This is a genomic window from Levilactobacillus huananensis (assembly GCF_003946145.1).
GTDB lineage: Bacteria > Bacillota > Bacilli > Lactobacillales > Lactobacillaceae > Levilactobacillus > Levilactobacillus huananensis.
Map to the genome: position 1 here is coordinate 111,675 of NZ_RHOC01000003.1, position 18,697 is coordinate 130,371.

Here is an 18,697-nt window from a genome sequence, read left to right on the forward strand (position 1 = left end):
AACCATCACCCTTTTCTAATTTAGTCGGTAAAGACTTGGTTATCCATGATCACTTTTTCCAGATGTTTTTCCGTCCGCTGATTGGCTGGCGGTAAGGTCATATAGTCCCCATACATACGTGTCAAAATGCTAGCATAATTTGCCGGAACCTGAACAGTCAACTGCTCAAAGGGAAGGGGGGTTAAGTCGGTTAGTTCCGCAACAGTAAAGGTTTCCTTAGCGTAGGCGTACTGCGAGGCCAGATTCTTAACCCGTGGTAACGTGGTGTTAGATTCATACTGGGTCATAACGGCTTGACGTTCGGCCTTCAGGGACCGGGCATCCGCCAACTGGTCGGAATTGAGCCCCGATTGGAACTTCCGCAACGGGGTATCCACTAGGTGGTAACGAAGCTGAAACAGCAGTCGCGTATTTAACAGTTGGAATTTAGCCATTTGTTCGCGTTGTTGGTTGGGATCATCTGAAATACGGTCTAAGGGAAAGATGTCAATGAAGATGCCCTTGCGCGCACTGTTCACATTATTCTTTTCTTCAATGTAAGTGTTTCGGTCTAACAGCTTGGCATAGCTGAGACCGTAGTTTTCGTCGCTAGCAGGCGTTTGAAGAAAATAATGGGTATCTGCTAGGAGAGCCGGTGCGGCAGCCAGGAGGCGGTCGTAGTCGGCTCTGAGCATGCCGACGTCAACGTCGTCGTCCCAAGGAATGAAACCTTGGTGGCGAACGGTTCCCAAGAGCGATCCCCCCATCATGAAGTAGGGAAGGTCTAGCTGCTCACACAGATGAATGAACTGGGAAAGATTACCCAGCTCGATTTGATGAATACGTTCAATAAGTTCGGTCATAGTTGGATCCTTTCGACATCAGATTTTAAGACATGGGGTAGCGACTCTGATGAACGGTGTGGCCGTTGCTATCCTTGAAGGCTACGGTAATGGAATCTTGATTCTTAGGCTCAAAAGTTGCCAGCCCCGTGACGGACTTTCCCGAATCCAACGGCATTACAGTACGATTTAAGCGGTTATTATCCTGGGTTTGATCAGTCGTGAAAGCCAGATTACCGGTTGATAGTGAACGACCATCTTGGGTGGCACTGACCGCAGATTCCCAGAGATCGCTGGGCACAATCGACTTACCTTGCTGGTTGGTTACGGTATAATAGAAAACGAACAACTGGCGATTAGCTGTCGAACTGGCCGTAACCTGTTGACCAGTGATCTTGAAGGTCACGTGTTGCGTGGTAAAAGCTTGATTCTTGAAGGTTGCCGTAATCGGCTTGCTAGATGAGGTCGAAGCTTGTTTAGCACGAGTGGCAACTTTTTTGCTGCTCTGAGTTTGACTGGATTTTTGGTGAGTGGTGTTGGTTGTTTGTCCGCAACCAACTAGGAGCGTTAAGGTCCCTAGAGCCAGAACACATGTCATAAAATGTTTCATATTATAGCTCCCCCTTTGTGTTCAACTCTAGTTTAGCATAGGTTGGCCCTAGCCAAGGCCGTAACGGGCGGAAAAAGCTGGTATTTGTCAGTCGTAAATGCTAATATAAAAATCGTATTTTGAGAATTGTAGGTGGGTAATCATGGCTGAACAGGAAGAGTCCTTGTTGGACGCCTTCATTGATGTTTACATGAATTCAATCAAGTACTTAGGTGAGTTCGTATCTGAGCCCGCAAAGGAGTTTCACTTGTCCTTTGAACAGTACCTCATTTTGCGTGACATCACGCAAAACACCAACGTCACGTTAATGGATATTGCGAGCAAACGGCAAGTAACGCGTAGCGCGATTTCTCGGCAGATTAAGGTGTTGTTAAAGCAGGGGTACTTGCAACAACGACCGGACGAGAATGATCGACGACGTCTGTACCTTTTGGCGACCCCAGCTGGCACCCGTGCCGAACGGGTGATTCGCCAGCGGATCAACAGCCGGTTTCAAGGCTGGATCGATCTGTATGGGGACGATCGAGTCCACGAGGTACTGGATTTCATTCGTGAATTCAGTCAGGTTACCCGCATGAAAAAGTAGCGGTAAGACGGCTATAGAGAACCAGTGGACTAGCACTGGGTAAGAAGGAGATTGAAGTCAATGAGCAAAAAGCGCATGAGTGATGAAGAGGCAAAGCGCTGGCGCAAGATTGTCTTCATGGACGATGGCCACGATGACAAGCGGTCGGCACGGCAGAATCGGTCGTTTGTCTACAGCGAACCGAACGCCCGTAACTCGTGGTGGAACCGCGTCAAACAACGCTTTTCACGGCACTAGGTTAAGGACAAATGGACCACACAAACTGACGGATTGTCAGGGCGTGTGGTCCATTTTTAGGTTGAACCATGGCGGTGTTAAACCGTGGATGTCGTGAAGTCGATGTGATCGACCAATACAATTTGAACGTTGGCATTTCCAGACAGTAACTTGGCGACAGGGCAGCGGCGCTCGGCGAGGTCTACCATTTGTTGTGCAGTCGATACTTCAACGCCGGGGATGATGACTTGTGCCGTTACGTAGAACTGAAAGCCACGATAATCACGGGCAAATTCGACACGAGTGTGAACCTGTGAGGTGTGAGGCAAGCCATCACGTTTTTCGATGGCCGCCAGAGTGGCGTTTAGACACGTACTGAGTGCCAAACCTAGAAGTTGTTCGGGATTGGTCCCGGGTTGGTCGTTGAGGGGATCACTGGTTAAGACATCTAAGCCACCGTCAGCAATGTAGGCGTGGCCCTCTAAGCCATCATCATTAGCTGCAATAGTCTGGTAGAGAGATGGGAACTTTTGACGTCCAGTTGACATGCGTGCAACCTCCTTTGAATTTACCCTAAGGTTACCCTGTTTAGCGGGGAAAGACAATCGATATGCAGCATCGTTCGGCGACCTAAACCACTGACCGTTGATAGATTAAATCATTGCGGCAATCCGTGACTTGCCCGGTTGTCAAACGGTTGCACGTATTACCTAGACCAATTACAAATTTTCTTATTATTTGGCCTGATTGCCGTCAACTCGTAACGCCCCTAAAACGTCTAGGTAACAGCGCAAGAGGCTGAAAAAAACGATTGTAAATTTTTTGTATCGAATTTAAAATAAGCCTAGACCGCTTCGGATCAAATGTATATAATGTATTTAACGGTAACAGAACACTGGCGAATTCTTTTGGGGGGAGCCATATGTTAACGGAAGACTTATTGACTGAACGTAAGAAGTTTCAAATGGTGTCGCGCCGGGCTCAAGAGCATGGTGCACAGGTCATTGAACGTGACCTAATGCGTCAGTTTACGGCGACAATTGCACAACAAGAGGCAATTGTGGCAGCGGCTCGTCGGCGGGAAGCCTCGCCGGTTGGTTAGGTCACTTAGATTAGTCACTGAGTTTCGGGTAAAACTCGTTATTGAGCGTCATGCTCCATGTTAGGCTATGCTTAACTTAAGGGGGCTAAGCTATGAAACATCCAGTGGTGTATTATCTTTATTACGCAGGTGGCACACTTTTTGTGGGGGCAATGGGTGTTGTCATTTATCACATGTTGAAATTATGGTTTGCTATGAGTCATATGTAAGTTAGCTAAAAAACGGTCGGGATGTTACCCTGACCGTTTTTTAGTTGTTGACATAAAAAAAGCTAGTTACGAATGAACGCAACCAGCAGAATAGAAGTATGTGTACGGCTTAAACGGTGTTAATAATGGCTAAATGTCAATTAACTCCTCCAACGATTGAAATGCCGTGGCAGGTCTTAACCTGAATATGTACCAGCATTATAACCTATGTTTTCGCGACTGTAAACACTTACCTTAAAGGTTTAGTTAAATTAACAAGGTTAGTAAAACGAGTAACGTGACGAGGGATGGCATTCCTTGAAGCCAGAAAATTTCTTTTTTTACGGTCAAGCTACCGAAGAGAGCTACGACGACGATAAAGATTAGAAAAATCGCGGTTGTGATGAGTTGCGAGCGGCCATTGAGAACCCACTGGCTGATCAATAGGCTCACGCCAACCATCCCGTTATAGATACCCTGATTAGCCAAGGCCTTTTGTGCTGGAACCTGGCGGACGAATTCGAGTGGCATCCCAAAGGTTTTAGATTGTGTCTCTGGGCGTCCCCACATTTCCAGACCCATAATAGCCAGATGTTCGAGTGCAACGATGTAGATTAGAAAAGTGAGTATGATATCCATAAGTAATTCCTTCTTTCTGAAGTAAGTTCATGTTAGAATAACAAGTTGTTAGGGGTCACCAATAAAACCAAAAAAGGTTAGGACTTTAAGTTAGTTTTTAGTTTGATGTGTAGAATAGTATTGTAAGCGTTAAATTAACGGGGAAGAGCGGAAAGAGATCGAATTAATCTGCGGCATATCAGGCTTGATGACTAATTGAATGGAGGAATTATCTATGAGACTCCTAGATTTAAGTGGACAACAATTCGGCAGACTGACGGTTATTCGTCGTGACGGAACCGCAAAAAACGGAAATGCCACCTGGCTGTGTAAATGTAGCTGTGGACGCTTGGTGACGGTTGATAGTTACCGGCTACGCCATGGTATCACAGTCAGTTGCGGTTGCTACCGCCGCGACATTAGTAAGGCACGGTTGACTCAGGATCCCCGGACGCGTAAGCAAATTGGGAATGCTACCAACCTGCCGTTGGTTAATGGCTCTAACGTTGCGGCCTTAACGAAGATTAGTTCCCGCAACATTTCGGGGGTTATTGGGGTTAGCTTCGATAAACGCTCCGGAAAGTGGGCTGCACGCTTATTCTACCACGGTCGCTACGTGTTGAATCAAACTTTTAGTAATTTTGACGATGCAGTGGCCGCACGGCGACGAGCAGAGCAACAACTCGTGAAAAATAATCAAGTTCAACTGGAGGAAACGGTCGAGGGTTAAGGGCGGTCTCAAGTTGAAACGAAACCAAGTCATCTTTAGATAGGTGGCTTTTTTGTTAGGGATGCTTGACGTTGGTGACTGGGGCCGATATGCTTGGAAAAAGAGATTAGATGAGAGAGGCGTGATGAGATGGCGTATCGAGAAGAAACGGATACTATTGGCACGGTGAAGGTTCCCGCGACGGCATTGTGGGGTCCTCAGACGGAGCGGAGTCGTCACAATTTTACGACGGGACCACTGATGCCCTTGCCAGTCATTCGGGCCCTCCTGCGGATTAAACGGGCAGCAGCGGTGGCAAATCGCGACCTGGGTGAGATTCAAGAACAGAAGGCCCAGTTGATTATCCAGGCGGTGGACACCTTATCGGCTTTAGATGATGCTAAACTCCAACAAGATTTTCCGCTTCACGTCTACCAGACAGGTTCGGGGACACAGACCAATATGAACGTCAATGAGGTTATCGCGCACCAGACACAACGGCTTGATGTGACCAGCGGGGTTCTGGCTAATGATGATGTCAATCACAGTCAAAGCTCCAACGATACTTTTCCCACAGCGATGACGATCACGGCGGCTGTAGCAGTTCGAGACTTGTTGTCGATAGTAGATAGGTTAATTGCCGAATTTCAAAAGAAGGAAGAAGCCTATCAACATGTCGTCAAAGTCGGGCGTACGCACCTTCAAGACGCGACACCGCTGACCTTTGGCCAGGAGGTTAGTGGATGGGTCAGCATGCTGACCCATGACCGTGATTATCTGAAGACTTTGGCGCCAACACTATTGGAATTACCGATTGGAGGAACTGCTGTCGGAACGGGTCTGAATGCCGCTCCGGGTTTTGCGATTGCGGTGACAACGCAATTAGCCACGGATTACGATCTGGCATTTACCGCTAAGACCAATAAATTCTTTGGCTTGGCCGCTCATTCCGGATTGACAGTCGTGCATGGTGCGCTGACCACGCTGGCCAGTGATCTCATGAAGATTGCCAATGATATCCGTTTTCTGGCGAGTGGTCCGCGGGCTGGATATGGTGAGCTGGCTATCCCAGCTAATGAGCCGGGATCTTCGATCATGCCAGGAAAGGTCAATCCAACGCAAGCTGAAGCGTTAACGATGGCGGCGACGCGAGTGATGGGAAATGATGTCGTCATGACTGTCGCAGCGTCTCAAGGTAATTTTGAAATGAATGTGTACAAGCCCATCTTGATCGCTACTTTTTTGGAATCGACGGATGTTCTGTCTGGGACGATTGAAGGATTTACCACAAAACTTGTTGCAGGACTGACCGTCAATGCAGATCGGATGGCAGCATTAGTTGACCAGTCCTTAATGTTAGTCACCGCCTTATCACCTCACATTGGCTACCATGCCAGTGCGGCGATTGCGCAGGAAGCTGAACGCTCAGGGAAAACATTACGTGAGGTGGCCTTGCAATCAGGCAAGGTGACCGCCGAGCAGTTTTCGGCTTGGGTTGATCCGCTGAAGATGACTAATGTGGACCGCCAAAAATAATAAGCTGAATGTAACCACGAGTGATGAGTAACGATCAATCGTGGTTTTTAAGTGCTGAAAAACTGGGCGGGAAAGTTGCCTGGAACAAGCAGTTTATATGTCTGTCACGTGTTTGTGAAGATATTTGAGATAAATTTGGTGTTACGACCGGGTACGTTGCAGGGATATCTGTATGATGTCGTGTGATCACCCTATCTGGATCATTATCGCTGTGAATGGCGGTATCGTGACTTGCTGGTCCAGTACCTAGTATTAAAAAAAGCGGCGTGAAGTTAAAAGCTTCATGCCGTTTGACGATCCATTTATCAAGGCTCAGCGACCCATATGAGGGGTCCAACGTCGCCAGTCAGTGAGGACATAAGTGGCACCAGTTGCAACCAGTCCAGCTAATAAGACAATGCCGAGGCGATTCAAAATATGTGACCAGCTGGTTGTCGGCGTGCCGGCATCTTGTTTAACTGCGGACCAACGTAGTGGAATCGTTGCTGCCCGCGTGATTACCGTGTGAGAAACTGGGGCTAAACGGTAGGAGTCGGTGGCAATAGTTGACCCAGAGGCCACCAACTTAGGTCGTTCGATAGGGAGATTATCATTGACTGGCAGTCGGTCAGCGTGACCTATCACCGGCGAAGCCAGAATGAGTAACCCAAAGCAACCAATTACAGCAACGATACCAGTGCGCCAGAACTTTTTCATAAAATCACCCTCCAGTCAAATATGGGAACTCTTCTTTACTGGCAACGACCATAACTTACCACCTTTAGTGAGGAGGGGGGAGATCATGGTTCTTATTAGTTAGGTAGATGGCCAGACTAGATCTGAGATCAAAAAAGGACGACTATTATCAGTCGTCCCGCAAATTAAAGATTAGTTTAGGGTGATGTAGTAGCTAGGTGCCCAGTAGGTTTGACTGAAGACGCCAATCCCATCATTTTCGTTCTGGGCAGCCACGTATTGACCGTTGCCTAAGGAAATTCCATCATGGTAAGGGGCACTTTCGGAACCCCAGAACAGGATGGCACCAGCTGGCGCATTAGCCACGTCATAGTGGTGTGTGCCTAGGGTTGTTTGCTGATAGGTAGTCCGGGCACTCAGGCCAAAGGCATACTGAACCAAGCCTGAACAGTCAAAGCCAGATAAGCTGCTACCGCCGTAGACATAAGGAACGCCACTCTTGGCAACTGATAAGGCTTTGGCCACAGCGCCAGAAGCATTGCTAGTAGTTGCTGTATTGACAGTATTCGCTGCTTGACCACTCGTGTGTGTGTAGCTCGTATTCGTGGTTGACCCAGTTGTAGCCGTGGTTACTTGCGTTGTTTGGGTTTGTGGCGTTGAAGTCGTCATATGGGCCGAAGCTGTTTGCGTGCCAGCCAGTAACATGGCCGCTGCCCCTAAGGTACCGATTAAGATCTTTACAGTAGTTGTATTGATAATGTTCACTCCGCTTTTTTTGTATTTGGTATCGCAATTAACTAACGATAAGGTCAGTATACCTGGTAAATTTTGCGAGAGGGTTGCGTCGAGATGACAAATGAAGACAGTTCGATTACCAATATGACGGCGGTGCCGAATCAGTCATGTATTCAGTTGTTGAACTAAAAAAAGCATGTGTTACCAAACGGTAATCATGCTTTAGATTATATTCAAATTAATGTTGAAACGGTGAACTAATCAGTAGACAGGTGACTGGAGCGCTTGCCCGTGACGTGGTCCAATGACATTTCGTAAACGGCAAAATTTCCTTTTTCAGAGGCGATGTATTCGCGACCACCCTTGAGCAGACCAGGTGCGTATTTTTCGGAGGTTAACTCCATCGCATGCTGCATGACTTCAGGGTCAGTCACTAGGGTCGCAGTTCCGAATGCAATCACACTAGTGTAGTACATCGTGTAAGATTTAGATTGAACGGAGTGGCTGCCAACGACGGACAAAGAAATCTTTTGATGATGGGTTAATAAGTCGTTTTTGAGTCCGGTTGTTGCACCATGGAAATAAATTTTATTGCCATCATAAACATAGCTAATTGGCACAGAATAAGGATATTCTTCGCCCCATAAGGCCAAGGTGCCATAGTCGGCTTTTTTTAGAATTTGTTCTGAATCAGTATCTGAGAGCTGTTGTTTAGCTAAACGCATGTCACGAAACATAGGCGATTCCTCCAAAGTCGTTAATTGTCAGTGACCATGAATGCTTTTGTAATCTCTAAAAAGTTATGATGATTGCTGACTGTTCTAATTATAGCACTTTATTGTAATTGCAACATAACAAACAAAGCATGCAAACGATGGGTGTGAGAGCCATAAATCACGAGTTGTGGCGAGCGATTTATGATGAGATGTTCAGTGCTTATGTCGCTAGAAAAATAAATTAGTAATCTATTATAGGGGGTGAGCAAATTAGAGAGAGAAGAGCCTCTGTGATTAGCAGCGGCTCTCAGGGAAAGAATTAATGTTCTTTACGCAAGTGGTACCCAATATATCCGAATCCAAGACTAAGTGTGAGTAGACCAAGTCCTAAAATGATCAAGTTCTGGTTTGTGTGTTCGCTCGTTTGTGGTAGGATCTTCATTTGCTGATTGGAAGAAGGGGTGGTTGCACTATTTGAACTCTTTGATGAGGAATATTGACCAGATTGTTCAATGGACCCTCCTGCACCACCAGAGACAGTTGGAACGCTGGTTCCTGGATGTCCTGGAGTCGTCACTGTTGGTTTTTCTGGATTAGTGATGCCGGGAACTGAAGGGGTAGGATGAGGTACAGTAACTCCTGGTACTTCGGGTTCTTCTGGGTCCTTAGGTTCTTCAGGTTCTGGGATTTCGGTTCCAGGATTTTCAGGGCCAGGTGTTTCGGTCCCAGGGTTCTCAGGGCCAGGCGTTTCGGTTCCGGGGTTCTCGGTCCCAGGATTTTCAGGCTCTGGTTCAGGTTCTGGTTGAGGTTCTGGTTCAGGCTCTGGTTCAGGTTCTGGTTGAGGTTCTGGTTCAGGTTCAGGTTCTGGTTCAGGTTCTGGTTCGGGCTCTGGTTCAGGCCCTGGTTCAGGGTCTCCTTCTATCCCAGGCCCCTCCGTTCCGGGTTTTGAAGGGACATATGGAATGTTAAGTCCGCCGTATCGAGAGTGACCGGTCGTGAAGTAATTATTAAAGGTAATGATACCTGTGTTTTGAAATGCTGGAATATGAACTTTTCCGGCAGAAGTTACGCCCATCTTCAATGGAAAATTAAAGTCCCCATCACAGTGAACATTAGCAGGAAGGTAGAAGTACATCACATCGCCACTTTTGATAGGAATCGAGTTGTCAATGGTCCATCTATAACGCACAGTGAACTTTAAATTTTCGAGATTTTCAGTGTGGGAATAAATTTTTCCATTGGAACCGACAATGACGGCATCTTCGGCTTGTAATCCTTTTCCTTGAACGACTTTGGCTTCACCGATAACTGAAGGGGTAGCTAGTAAAAAGCCAATCAGTCCCGATGCTGCTAATAAACTAAAACGCCAAAATTTTTTCATGACTAATTCCTCCTAAACGATTAGTTTTGGTTCCTCCTCAGCACACAAAAAATAACATGTTCATAGGATAAACGTTTATAAAGGACATTTGTTTGTTAACTAGCCGAATGATGTATGTAAGTTGCCACGACAGCGATGTTCGTCGATTTAGTGTTAGGGGTAGACGATTGTCACGACAATATAATGGACTTTTCAAGGCCAATCTGGTTGGTATGCCTTATGTCCAACAAGTTAGTGGATAGTTAAGTCCTCTCAAGGGTGACCGGGTGATATTGTAAAGGAGTGGCAGAAAACGGGCATGGCGTAGATTTCTAATGATAAAAAGATACCGTCGGGTTGAAATCATTTTGAGTCAGAATATGGCTAGAAAGCCATGGAAAATATAAAAAAAGCCCGTCATAACGGCCGATCTATCAGCCAGTTACAACGGGGTTAAAATTATTTATGGAGCCGGCGGGGATCGAACCCGCGTCCTAGCATATTGCCACCTCAACGTCTACACGCATAGGCAGACTATTTGAATTTTCGCTGAGCAACTTGCCGTCTGTCAGGGCCCTCATGCTCAGCTAACCTGATTTTTCTCTTCTAACGTACTTCAGGTGGGAGTCGTTAGCGTAAGCCCGTTAAATTTAGGACCCAGATCTAGACCGCGGGCAAGCCTAGGAGGATCTACGTTAAGCGCCTATTAAGCAGCTAAAGCGTAAGAATTGTTATTATTTTTTGCAGTTATAATAAACTGGACCTTTTAACGTAGATGCCGCTACGGCGCGCAGCTCAGGCTCAACCTATACCAGTCGAATCCAGAACGGCCCCATGACAATACTGTTCTAGTCTACCATAATGTTGCGCTGCTGCAAACAATTTACCTTGTCGGGGGCGAATTTAAGGAAAATTTCCATCTCACGGTATAGTATAATAGGTAGTTAAGGAACCACATGGCTAAGGGACTGCCGGTAAAAGTTACAGAATCTTCATTATTCCATCATGACGCCTTCTGATTATCCTGTTAATTTCAGGACACTATGGCGCACCGACCTTTTACCGGCCCCGAATTTAGTAGCCCTAACTTTGGAGGTCACAATGAAGTTATTAATGATTGAAGATAACCATTCGGTGTCACAGATGATGTCGATGTTTTTTAAAAAGGAACAATGGGATGCGGAGTTTGCCTACGATGGTAATGAGGCCGTGAAGCTTTTTGCAGCTTCACCTAATGACTGGGATATGGTCACGTTGGACTTGAACCTTCCAGGACTAGATGGCATGCAGGTTAGTGCGGAAATTCGAAAGTTATCACCAACCGTGCCGATTATTATGCTGACGGCTCGTGATTCAGAAAGTGATCAGGTCTTAGGTCTTGAGATGGGGGCGGACGACTACGTGACAAAGCCCTTCAGTCCAATTACGTTAATTGCGCGGATTAAGGCTTTACATCGGCGGGCAGAGCTGGGACCGACCACTAAGACAACGGCAACCGAGTCGTTAGATGATACAGAAGCTTTTGACGTGGTGACGGAAAACTTTAAGCTGAATACCAAGACTCGTGAAGCCTACCTCAATGGCCAGCAAATTCACGATTTGACTCCCAAAGAATTCGATCTGTTGAAGACCTTAGCTCAGAAGCCACGGCAGGTCTTCTCCCGTGAACAGCTTTTGCAACTGGTCTGGGATTACGAATACTATGGAGATGAACGGACCGTGGACGCTCATATTAAGAAACTCCGACAAAAAATTGAAAAGGTTGGCCCTCAGATTATTCAAACGGTTTGGGGGGTGGGTTATAAATTTGATGATAGTGGAGCCGATCAGCGATGAAGTTAATGTATCAACAAATGCTAGGGTTCTTTGCGGCCATCATGATTATCCTAATTATCATGGGGGTCTCGTACTCACAGATGACTCGGCACATGGTTTACAGCAACACCTGGAATTCTCTTGAGAAGTATTCCAATAGTTTGATTGAGCAGTCCCTGCGGATTAACTCCGAGGACAGTCACGATGTGGATTTCGATACAGAGTCTTTGGAAAGTAGCGAACAGTTACTTCAGAATCAGGCGGTGAGCACCACCATTTACAGTGCAAGTAACAAGGTGGTTTTCCCGGCTAACGTCTACCAACAGGCTATCAACCAGTCAGATTGGAAGAAACTTAAACAAAATAAGATTATTCACAAGGTCGTCGACAAACGGGTTCGCACCAAGAATGGTCGAATCAGTCCCGCGATGACCGAAGTCATGAAGCCCTACTTCTACAATCATCGACTAGTGGCGGTTGTCGTGATGGGGGCCTTCGTGTCTGACATCAATACCAGTGTCAATCAGATTAACCGCAACCTGATTCGAGCCCTCTTAGTGTCTATTGTAGTGGCGATCGTGGCCAGCTATTTGCTAGCTCGGTACTACACGTCACGGATTAATCAACTTCGAAAGGCTACCAATCAGGTTGCCAAAGGAAACTATGACGTCGAAATGGCCAGTCGCAATCGTGATGAGATTGATGACTTGATTAACGATTTCAATGGCATGACGCATTCGTTAAAAGACTCACAAGAAGAGATTCAACGACAAGAACAACGACGACGAGAATTTATGGCCAACGCCTCTCATGAGATGCGAACACCGTTGACCACAATTAACGGGCTTCTCGAAGGTTTAGCCTACAACGCCATCCCCGAGGAGAGCAAAGAAGAGAGTATCGACCTGATGCGGAGTGAAACCAGTCGGTTAATCCGGTTGGTCAACGAAAACCTGGATTATGAGAAGATTCGGTCCAACCAGATTTCACTCAATCTCCATGAATTTAATGCCGTAGATGCGCTCCATAATATTGTTGAACAGTTGAAACAGAAGGCTGATGACAGTGACGATCAGTTGGAGTTACAGGCGCCTCAGAAAATTCCGGTTTACGCCGACTACGACCGATTCGTGCAAATTATGTTTAACATCACGCAGAATGCCATCCAGTTTACCCAGCAGGGGACCATTACCATTTCCGCACAGCGTGGCTATGAGGAAACGATCGTGAAGGTTGCCGATACGGGGATGGGGATGTCTGATGAACAACTGCAAAACATTTGGGAACGTTACTACAAGGCCGATCCTTCCCGGAAGAATACTAAATATGGGGAATCTGGTTTGGGACTTTCGATCGTTCACCAGCTGGTTCAGCTGCATCATGGTAAGATTAGTGTGACGAGTAAGGAGCACCATGGGACCACGTTTACTGTGATCTTCCCTGATCAACACCAGACAAACTCTCAAAGAGCGAAGACAAATTCATAAATTCCCCGGTGATCAGGGTGTTCCCGTGATACAATGAGAAGAATCATTAAGGAGGAAACTTTTGAAGCAAGTACAAATTACAGGGAAGTCTGTCCGTAAGTTTGAGGATGGCTATCCAATCGTGTCCGTGACCGATTTAGAAAACAAGAATGATTTTGAAAATGGTGCCTGGGTCCAATTAGAGAATCATGGTCATTTCGTTGCCACCGCTTATTTTGCCAAACAACCCCGAGGAATTGGGTACGTCCTGAGCCTACGGGAAAATGAAAGTATTGATGATCGTTTCTTTGCCACCAAGTTCAGAGCCGCTGCAGCTCGGCGTTCAGCGATCACTGGCAGTTCCGCTTACCGTCTATTCAATGGAACCGGTGATGGTTTGGGTGGTTTAGTTGTCGACGTGTATGACGGGACCTATGTCTTTCGTTGGCAGAACACGGCCTTGAAACAACAGGCTAAGTTAATTTACGCTGGTTTTGCCCGTGCTATTGGGAAGAACCAAACGATTGTGGCGACTACGCCAGGCCAAGAACATGGGCAGCTTATCCAGGGCGACCTGGGCAAGCAACCTTTGACGGTGATGGAAAATGGTGTGGTTTATCCTGTTGATCTGTTAGCGGGACGTCAACAACTCGCCTTGGAATTCCGTGACATTCGGGCCTGGGCTAAGGAAAATAGTCAACAGCGCCGGATCTTGAATCTCTTCAGTGCTGAGACAGGGATTGTGACCGCAGCCATGCTTGGTGGTGCTGTAGAAGCCGTTACAGTTGATCCAACAAACCGGGCTACAACGGCCTTGCAAGCACAATTAGATGCTAACAATTTAGACCAAGCGGCTGTTGAGATGCGAACGATGGATGTTGCGAATTACTTGGACTATGCCATTAAGCATGACTTGAGTTTCGATACTATCTTCATTAATCCACCAGCCTTTATTCGTGGTAAGAAGCGAACCTTCACTTTGGAACAAGACCTGCAAGACTTGCTTGAACAGGCCCTCAAGGTGGCTCACGCTGGGACACAAGTCGTTTTGACGACGACTACGCCAATGTATGGCATGAAGCGCCTTAAGGAGACGGTCGGGGATGCCTTACAAAATTATACCGGTCATGTAAGTGTTTCCAATAACTACCTTTCACCAGTTGATTTTCAAACGAATCAAGCTGACCGCCACAGTGAAGCCTTAAAGGGTTTACTATTGACCATTAATTAATGAAAGCACAATGAAAGCAATGTAAAAGATCCTGATTGGTAAGATAGACCACTTGCCATTCGGGATTTTTTTAGAGAGTTTGAGTTTACAATTCGAATCGAAACTATTAAACTTACTAATGCTAATTGAGAAGGCTTACAATTATACAGGACTAAGTTGAAACGAGAGTTGAGGGTTACAAGATGAATATCTATATTTTAATGGCTTTAATCCCCGCGGTTTGCTGGGGAAGCATTGGATTAATCAGTGGACGCCTGGGCGGAACGTCATATCAACAAACATTGGGAATGACGGTCGGGGCGGTAATCTTTAGTCTATTTGCACTATTCTACTTCCACAGTCACTTAACTGGTATGTCATTGCTGGTTGGGATCGTTTCGGGTCTCTGCTGGGCTGTTGGTCAATTTGAACAATTCCAATCCATGAAGTTCATTGGAATTTCACGAACGGTGCCCATCTCAACCGGGTTACAATTGGCTGGGACGGCGTTAGCTGGTGTTGTGCTGTTTGGTGAATGGAACACGACACGAATGATTACCTTGGGTACGATTGCGGTTATCATTCTGATTGCTGGAGCGGTCTTAACTTCACTGCGTGACCCGAACGCCAAGGTAGCGGTCGGTGACAAGCAGATTCAGGCAGGTAAGGGAACCGTCGCCCTCGTGATTTCAACGGTGGGCTACATTCTCTATACGGTAATTGTGAAGTTCTCTGGCCTCAAGTCAGAAACAATTCTGTTCCCGCAATCATTAGGAATGGTTTTGGGCGCGTTGGTCTTTGTGATTTTCTCTCGTCAACAGGTGTGGCACAAGGCAACAGCTAAGAATATCTTGACCGGGGTTGTCTGGGGAATCGGAAACTTCTTCATGTTTATGGCAATTCCACGGGTTGGCTTGGCCATCAGCTATTCTCTGGCACAATGTGGGATTGTTATCTCCACATTCGGGAGCATTTGGTTATTAGGTGAAAAGAAGACGGGGCGTGAAATGGTGTACATCACGATTGGTTCTCTCCTCGTTGTTGCTGGTGGGGTAACGTTAGGAATTATGAAATAGCTATTTAGCGGGATTGACCGAGTTCGGCCAGTCCCGTTTTAAAACTTAAAATTGGACTAGGCCATTTACATTTTAGCAAGATGCGTTATAATTAACTCGTCAATAACAATAAAAGTGAGGTTATCTAAATATGGCACATATCGCCTTTGATCGTTCCAAACTTGAACCATTTGTTCACGACAACGAACTCGGAGAAATGCAAGCGCTCGTAACCGCTGCAGATGCCGAATTACGTCAAGGTACCGGTGCTGGTAGCGATTTCCGCGACTGGTTGACGTTGCCTACGGACTTTGATCGGGATGAATTTGCTCGGATTCAAGCTGCCGCTAAGAAGATTCAGTCGGATTCAGAAGTTCTTGTTGTCATTGGCATTGGGGGGTCATACCTCGGTGCAAAGATGGCCGTCGATTTCTTAAACGACACCTTCTTCAACTATCTGCCAGCCGACAAGCGTCAGGCGCCACAGGTCTTCTTTGCTGGGAATTCTATTAGTCCCGACTACGTGCACGATTTGATCAACTTGATTGGTGATCGTGACTTTTCTGTTAACGTCATTTCAAAGTCTGGGACCACAACGGAACCTTCCATCGCCTTTCGCCTCTTTAAGGAAATGTTAGTGAAAAAGTATGGTGAAGACGGTGCTAAGGGTCGGATTTATGCCACGACTGATAAGGCACGTGGGGCCCTCAAGACAGAAGCTGATGCCGCTGGCTACGAAACCTTCGTCATTCCTGATGGCGTTGGTGGTCGTTACTCCGTCCTGACTGCTGTTGGATTATTGCCAATTGCCGCTTCTGGCGCTGACATTGACCAATTGATGAAGGGGGCTGCTACTGCTCAGAAGGATTATACCAATCCTGATTTGAACGAAAACGAAGCCTACCAATACGCGGCATTACGGAACATCCTTTATCGAAAGGGTTACACCACTGAACTGTTGGAAAATTACGAGCCACGTCTGCAATACTTTGCAGAATGGTGGAAGCAATTGACTGGTGAGTCTGAAGGAAAAGATCAGAAGGGGATTTATCCATCTTCAGCTAACTTCAGTACCGATTTACACTCCTTGGGTCAATATATTCAAGAAGGTCAACGGAAGCTTATGGAAACCGTTATTACGGTCGACAAGCCACAACATGATGTGGCTGTGCCAACGGCTACTGATGATCTCGATGGCTTGAAGTACTTGGAAGGCAAACAAATGAGTTTCGTCAACCAGAAGGCCTATGAAGGCGTTGTGTTGGCTCACACCGATGGTGGTGTACCTAACATGAGTGTTCACATTCCTGATCAGACGCCATTTACCTTAGGCTACTTGATCTATTTCTTTGAAGTCGCGATTGCAATTTCTGGCTACCTGAATGGAATTAACCCATTCAACCAACCAGGTGTTGAAGCCTATAAGACCAACATGTTTGCTTTGTTAGGTAAGCCTGGCTTCGAGAAACTCAGTAAAGAATTAAACGATCGTCTCTAAAAATAAAGTTGATTAGTGACTTTTAAACCTAAAATGAACCCCCAGCGTTGGACATAAAATCCAACACTGGGGGTTTTGTTAGGTGCATTCTGAGATGAGGTATCTAGACGAATAATCGTCCGTAAAAATGCATTTAGCTTGATTAATTATTATTCCACTTGGTATAATCCCCGTCTAAAAGTTAAAGGGGAGATGATGTTGATGGTCACAACCGTAATGGTAAAAATGAAATTAAATTTTTGGGGGCTAGCGGCAACACCCGTCTTACTGAGCATGGGAGTTTTCGGTCGTATTCATGGGTGGCCAGGCAACTGGTTATGGATGGCAGTTACTAGTGCGATTGCTCTAATCTGGCAATTTGGATTACCTGCCTTCCGCCAGTTTTGGGGTAAGCTCGCCCGACACAGTTGGCTCATCATTCCGGGCATGATGGTAATGAGCCTAGTGTTAAGTTTCAGTGCTGCAGGGATCGGAAAAGTCTGTCATTTACTACGTTTTAATGCCAACCCCACGGGTAACATCCTTCAAACTCAAGGTTTGTGGCAAAATATCATCACCCTTTTACAAGTGGCCGGTCAAATTGTTGGTGAAGAAATCTTCACTGCGGCCATTGCCTTGCCAGTCATCTACCTGGTCTCTCGTCGGTTATCTTCACGTACTAGCTGGTGGATTAGTTGCTTGGTGAGCGCCCTCATATTTGGGGGCATTCACTTGACGACGTACAATTGGGATCTCTATCAATGCTTTGTTGTGATTGGTCTGACGCGAATTCCCTTTAATGACGCCTGGCGCAAGACTAACAGTCTATGGGGTGGTGTAATCGCTCATGTTTTATATGATTATTTGTTGTTGGTCAAAAATTTATTCTGATTATTTACCAGGCGAATTGCCAGACCAAGTGCAACACTTGATCAAATAAAATTTTTTCTGAGGTCTAGTAGTCTAGAGCCCTTTTCAGACGGTAATTGGATTGTCATTGGCAATCCAATTACCGTCTGGTGGCAGGTCTAGGCTTTTATTTTTAGAAAAGGCTTCTTAAACGCTTGTCGCAGCCTAAAAGTATCCAGACTAAGGAACTGGCTATATGCTTGATCGACGAACTTATACACCAGGCGCAATTAGTGCCCACATCGCCTCAAACCGAGGTTGGTAATCTGGCCATTCCCAGGTGTCCTTAAAGTTGGGTAACGTAAAAATTGAAAACGCCGAAAGAATCGTTTCTGCTCGTTCAAAATGTGGGTCGTGATAGGCCATCAGCTGATCAATGTGTTGGCAGGCAGGTTGTAAGACTTGCCGTAACGCCAATGGGTTGTTGTCAATGTAGCGAGTATTTAAAGAAAACATCTGTGTGTCTGCTTTGTTGGCTGCTTTTTTAGCGGTGACAAAGGCCCACAACCAATCGTGAAGTTCGGTTGCGGCGTCTGTGTTCGGCCTGGGTGTACGCGATGAAAGGGTCTGTGTCACGTGATCAAGTATTTGTGTTTGGAACCACTGTGAGGCCACAGCTTCCCAGAGTTCTTGCTTATTATTGAAGTGTTTGTACAGGGCACCATGCGTGATGCCCAGTTCATCAGCAATCATGTTTAAAGAGATATTTGTGCGTCCAGTTTTGGTAATTAACTCACTTGCGGTGCACACGATTTTTTCTTGGCTAATTTTTTCCACTAGAGAAGCCTCCTAACGAGATTATTTCTCGACTAAAAAGATAACATAAAAATCATTTGGTAACAATTATTGACAAAAGTTACTAAACAAGCTGTGATGGTCCAAGTAACAAAAAG

The 18,697-nt window shown here is 46.2% G+C and carries 20 protein-coding genes and 1 other RNA gene; 11 read left to right on the forward strand and 10 right to left on the reverse strand.

The window, feature by feature from the left end; translation table 11 throughout:
- Window positions 1–20: 20 nt before the first annotated feature.
- Window positions 21–842 carry a LicD family protein gene (locus EKM71_RS03790; protein WP_125573338.1) on the reverse strand — a complete coding sequence of 274 codons (822 nt, stop codon included), beginning with the start codon at window positions 840–842 and terminating at the stop codon, window positions 21–23.
- A gap of 25 nt (window positions 843–867) precedes the next feature.
- On the reverse strand, window positions 868–1,431 hold the full coding sequence (locus tag EKM71_RS03795) for a DUF5067 domain-containing protein (RefSeq protein ID WP_225417985.1): 564 nt from the start codon (window positions 1,429–1,431) through the stop codon (window positions 868–870).
- A 142-nt stretch (window positions 1,432–1,573) separates the two neighbouring features.
- On the opposite strand from EKM71_RS03795, the gene EKM71_RS03800 reads away from it, so the two are divergent.
- On the forward strand, window positions 1,574–2,017 hold the full coding sequence (locus EKM71_RS03800) for a MarR family winged helix-turn-helix transcriptional regulator (RefSeq protein WP_057878666.1): 444 nt from the start codon (window positions 1,574–1,576) through the stop codon (window positions 2,015–2,017).
- 60 nt (window positions 2,018–2,077) lie between these two features.
- Window positions 2,078–2,254, forward strand: coding sequence for a hypothetical protein (locus EKM71_RS11040; protein WP_164504714.1), 177 nt, complete (start codon window positions 2,078–2,080; stop codon window positions 2,252–2,254).
- Window positions 2,255–2,331: 77 nt separating this feature from the next.
- Here the strand turns inward: EKM71_RS11040 and EKM71_RS03805 are convergent, their stop codons facing one another.
- Window positions 2,332–2,781, reverse strand: a complete 450-nt coding sequence (locus EKM71_RS03805) for an OsmC family protein (RefSeq protein WP_125573339.1) — start codon at window positions 2,779–2,781, stop codon at window positions 2,332–2,334.
- Between the two features lie 374 nt (window positions 2,782–3,155).
- Here EKM71_RS03805 and EKM71_RS03810 point away from each other — a divergent pair, with 374 nt between their 5' ends.
- A complete protein-coding gene (locus EKM71_RS03810; protein ID WP_057878664.1) occupies window positions 3,156–3,335 on the forward strand; it encodes a hypothetical protein in 180 nt (59 codons plus the stop codon).
- A gap of 455 nt (window positions 3,336–3,790) precedes the next feature.
- On the opposite strand, the gene EKM71_RS03815 is transcribed toward EKM71_RS03810, so the two are convergent.
- Window positions 3,791–4,162 (reverse strand): DUF1304 domain-containing protein, encoded by a 372-nt coding sequence (locus EKM71_RS03815; protein ID WP_125573340.1) that lies wholly within the window; start codon window positions 4,160–4,162, stop codon window positions 3,791–3,793.
- A gap of 214 nt (window positions 4,163–4,376) precedes the next feature.
- Here EKM71_RS03815 and EKM71_RS03820 point away from each other — a divergent pair, with 214 nt between their 5' ends.
- Together EKM71_RS03820 and EKM71_RS03825 are read left to right on the forward strand one after the other, a co-directional pair.
- Complete coding sequence (locus EKM71_RS03820) at window positions 4,377–4,871, forward strand: alcohol dehydrogenase (protein ID WP_125573341.1); 495 nt, start codon at window positions 4,377–4,379, stop codon at window positions 4,869–4,871.
- Between the two features lie 129 nt (window positions 4,872–5,000).
- Window positions 5,001–6,386 carry a class II fumarate hydratase gene (locus tag EKM71_RS03825; protein WP_125573342.1) on the forward strand — a complete coding sequence of 462 codons (1,386 nt, stop codon included), beginning with the start codon at window positions 5,001–5,003 and terminating at the stop codon, window positions 6,384–6,386.
- A gap of 312 nt (window positions 6,387–6,698) precedes the next feature.
- Here the strand turns inward: EKM71_RS03825 and EKM71_RS03830 are convergent, their stop codons facing one another.
- The 5 genes from EKM71_RS03830 to ssrA form a co-directional block, all read right to left on the reverse strand.
- The gene (locus EKM71_RS03830) at window positions 6,699–7,082 is read right to left on the reverse strand and encodes a hypothetical protein (RefSeq protein ID WP_125573343.1); all 384 of its coding nucleotides are present in this window, start codon (window positions 7,080–7,082) and stop codon (window positions 6,699–6,701) included.
- 171 nt (window positions 7,083–7,253) lie between these two features.
- Window positions 7,254–7,826, reverse strand: coding sequence for a C40 family peptidase (locus tag EKM71_RS11250; protein WP_318530869.1), 573 nt, complete (start codon window positions 7,824–7,826; stop codon window positions 7,254–7,256).
- A gap of 227 nt (window positions 7,827–8,053) precedes the next feature.
- Window positions 8,054–8,533: a pyridoxamine 5'-phosphate oxidase family protein gene (locus EKM71_RS03840; protein WP_125573344.1), complete on the reverse strand. Its 480-nt coding sequence runs from the start codon at window positions 8,531–8,533 to the stop codon at window positions 8,054–8,056.
- A gap of 298 nt (window positions 8,534–8,831) precedes the next feature.
- Window positions 8,832–9,893 (reverse strand): Ig-like domain-containing protein, encoded by a 1,062-nt coding sequence (locus tag EKM71_RS03845; RefSeq protein ID WP_125573345.1) that lies wholly within the window; start codon window positions 9,891–9,893, stop codon window positions 8,832–8,834.
- Between the two features lie 442 nt (window positions 9,894–10,335).
- Window positions 10,336–10,706: a transfer-messenger RNA gene (ssrA, locus tag EKM71_RS03850) on the reverse strand.
- A gap of 267 nt (window positions 10,707–10,973) precedes the next feature.
- Here ssrA and EKM71_RS03855 point away from each other — a divergent pair.
- The 6 genes from EKM71_RS03855 (at window position 10,974) to EKM71_RS03880 (ending at window position 17,786) form a co-directional block, all read left to right on the forward strand.
- The gene (locus EKM71_RS03855; protein ID WP_125573346.1) at window positions 10,974–11,708 is read left to right on the forward strand and encodes a response regulator transcription factor; all 735 of its coding nucleotides are present in this window, start codon (window positions 10,974–10,976) and stop codon (window positions 11,706–11,708) included.
- Window positions 11,705–13,174: a sensor histidine kinase gene (locus EKM71_RS03860; protein ID WP_125573347.1), complete on the forward strand. Its 1,470-nt coding sequence runs from the start codon at window positions 11,705–11,707 to the stop codon at window positions 13,172–13,174. The genes EKM71_RS03855 and EKM71_RS03860 overlap by 4 nt, the downstream gene beginning before the upstream one ends.
- Window positions 13,175–13,235: 61 nt before the next feature.
- On the forward strand, window positions 13,236–14,384 hold the full coding sequence (locus tag EKM71_RS03865; RefSeq protein ID WP_125573348.1) for a class I SAM-dependent methyltransferase: 1,149 nt from the start codon (window positions 13,236–13,238) through the stop codon (window positions 14,382–14,384).
- Window positions 14,385–14,572: 188 nt separating this feature from the next.
- Window positions 14,573–15,439 carry a GRP family sugar transporter gene (locus tag EKM71_RS03870; RefSeq protein ID WP_125573457.1) on the forward strand — a complete coding sequence of 289 codons (867 nt, stop codon included), beginning with the start codon at window positions 14,573–14,575 and terminating at the stop codon, window positions 15,437–15,439.
- A gap of 130 nt (window positions 15,440–15,569) precedes the next feature.
- Window positions 15,570–16,916, forward strand: a complete 1,347-nt coding sequence (locus tag EKM71_RS03875; RefSeq protein ID WP_125573349.1) for a glucose-6-phosphate isomerase — start codon at window positions 15,570–15,572, stop codon at window positions 16,914–16,916.
- 201 nt (window positions 16,917–17,117) lie between these two features.
- Window positions 17,118–17,786, forward strand: coding sequence for a CPBP family intramembrane glutamic endopeptidase (locus tag EKM71_RS03880; RefSeq protein ID WP_164504715.1), 669 nt, complete (start codon window positions 17,118–17,120; stop codon window positions 17,784–17,786).
- 231 nt (window positions 17,787–18,017) lie between these two features.
- Here EKM71_RS03880 and EKM71_RS03885 read toward each other — a convergent pair whose 3' ends face one another.
- The gene (locus EKM71_RS03885) at window positions 18,018–18,581 is read right to left on the reverse strand and encodes a TetR/AcrR family transcriptional regulator (RefSeq protein WP_125573351.1); all 564 of its coding nucleotides are present in this window, start codon (window positions 18,579–18,581) and stop codon (window positions 18,018–18,020) included.
- Between the last annotated feature and the right edge of the window lie 116 nt (window positions 18,582–18,697).